General features: G+C 57.5%; 2 protein-coding genes and 1 pseudogene. All 3 read left to right on the forward strand.

Annotation, left to right across the window (positions count from 1 at the left end):
* The coding region (locus GNP00_RS23075; RefSeq protein WP_166016415.1) for a hypothetical protein at nucleotides 1-185 on the forward strand (185 nt) is incomplete at its 5' end.
* A 194-nt stretch (nucleotides 186-379) separates the two neighbouring features.
* Nucleotides 380-940 (forward strand): annotated as a pseudogene (locus GNP00_RS23935) (DUF6923 family protein); the annotation flags it as partial.
* A 27-nt stretch (nucleotides 941-967) separates the two neighbouring features.
* On the forward strand, nucleotides 968-2,297 hold a 1,330-nt coding region (locus tag GNP00_RS23080; protein ID WP_166016417.1), incomplete at its 3' end, for a prealbumin-like fold domain-containing protein.

The raw sequence follows: 2,297 nt of genomic DNA on the forward strand, positions 1-2,297 counted from the left end.
GCTACACCACCCTTTCCGCGCCGATGACGGTGGTGCAGGACCCGGCGAGCCTCGACTGCGCCCCCGCCGTGCCGCCGGCCGGCGGAACGGCCGGCTATCGGGGCGTCCTGCGCTGGGACTGCACCGGAACCATGCTCCCCGGCGACCAGGGCGAGGTCTCCTTCAAAGTCACCATCGATCAGTGACGGGGGCAGAAGCTCGTTTACATATCTGCTTATTTTACATTCAGACAGCGGCTGCGGCGTTTATGTTCGGGCCTGATTTGCCGAAAGCTAGAATTCCGGAGATTCCATTGCGCGCCTCGGCCCGACAATTTCCATCCGCCTCCGCTCTCCTACACAGCATTTTGCGACGCTTGCTCATGGCTGTGGGTCTGCTGATGGCTCTGGGCTCTGCAGCACAGTCACAGACGCCGTTTCCGTGCGATGAAACTGCATACATTGCAACGTCGCTCTCCACATCACCATCCACAACCATAAGCCGCCTGGTTGTGCAGGGGAGCAGCTATACGCTTGCACAAGTATATTCAGGCAGCCTGGAACTTGGCGCCTTCGGGTACAACATGCAGGACAACTACATCTACAGTGTTAAGAGAGGCAGCGACAATTATGCGCTATATAGATTTGGATCCAATTTCGTTCCTCAGCGACTTGGAACTATATCTGGTCTACCCGCAGGTGGTACCGCCGCTACCGGAGACTTCGCCAATGATGGCAGGTTTTACGTTTTTATAGGCGGCTTAAGTAACGTAGATACAAGTACGATATACCGTATCAATATACAAACTCTTACGGCGACACCCGTTACCCTCTCACGGCCGGTTCAGATCGGTACTGATATAGCTTGGCACGATGGGCTTCTCTACGGATCCGAACAGGATGCGAACGGCTATGGCTGGACTTTTTCTATCAATCCGGCGACGGGAGCCGTCACGCGTCTCAGATTCAATGGAATCTGGACGATTGCCATGTGGGGTGGCCTGAATGGCGTATTTGGAATGGCGCTGGCGCAATATGTTCCCCCTCCTGCGCCTCCAACATCTAACCCGATGTATGCGTTCGACCCGGCGACAGGTGTCGCTTCCTATGAAGCAGCTGGCACACTTGGAACCCAAGTAACCAATTACGAGGGTACCAAATGCCAGCTGTCGGACAATCCCTGGCCGAAGGTCGTGCGCATTCGCTATGCGAAGACAACTTTGCCGGGGAACGTGAACCAGAACTTCACCATCAACGCCACCAACGGCCTGCCGCAGACGGTGATCAATGCAACGACCGGGTTCAGCGCCTATCAAAAACTGACCAATCCTGCGGAAAACACCACTTTCACGGAGCAGGCGGTGGCCGGTTGGCGCGGCGCGCGCCTGAGGTGCGTCGCCGATACCGGCAGGGATGGTGTGGTGCAGGGGAGTGTCGTCTATGACAACCAGACGCCGAGCGCGGCTGGCTCCACTTTCACCTCGGTCGTTCCGGCCAACACCTTTGTGAAGGACAACGACTATACCTGCACCTTCACCAATGACCGGACGCAGGTCAGGTTCGTAAAAGTGACCGCGCCGGCCAATTTCAACCTCAACTTCACCCTGACGGGTACGAACGGGATCGGCACGCTGACCATCAACGCGGCCGGACCGCCCAGCGCTTACCGGCCGCTGACCAATGTGGGCGCAATCACCACCATCACCGAAGCGGCAATGGTCAACTGGCGCGGGATGAGTCTCACTTGCGTCGCGGATACCGCCGTCAATGGCGAGGTTATCGGCCGAACCTATCTCATCTCCAATGTTACGGGCGGCTTCAACAGCGATTACGTTGCCACGATCGCCGCCAACCGGCTGCTCGCCGGCAACAACTACACCTGTACGATGTCCAACGAGCACTGCGTGCGTGTGCGCTATGTAAAGGTGACACTGCCGGAAAACATCAACCAGAACTTCACCATCAATCCCACCAACGGACTGCCGCAGACGGTGATCAACGCCACGACCGGGTTCAGTCCCTATCAGAACCTCTCAAACCCCGCGGTGAACACCGTTTTTGTCGAATTGGCGGTGGTGGGCTGGCGCGGCAGGAGCATGGACTGCGTGGCCGATACTGGGCGCGGAAGCGAGGTGCCGGGCAGGGAGGTGTTTAACAATTCCACTCCCGGCACTGTTGGAACGAGCTACAGCTCCACCGTGCCCGCCAATACATTCATCCCTGGCAACGATTATACCTGCACCTTCACGAATGAGGCGGCGCGGATACGCTATGCGAAGGTGACGCTTCCGCCGAATTTCAACCAGAACTTCACGCTGA

The sequence above is a fragment of the Chelativorans multitrophicus genome (assembly GCF_011317445.1).
GTDB lineage: Bacteria > Pseudomonadota > Alphaproteobacteria > Rhizobiales > Rhizobiaceae > Chelativorans > Chelativorans multitrophicus.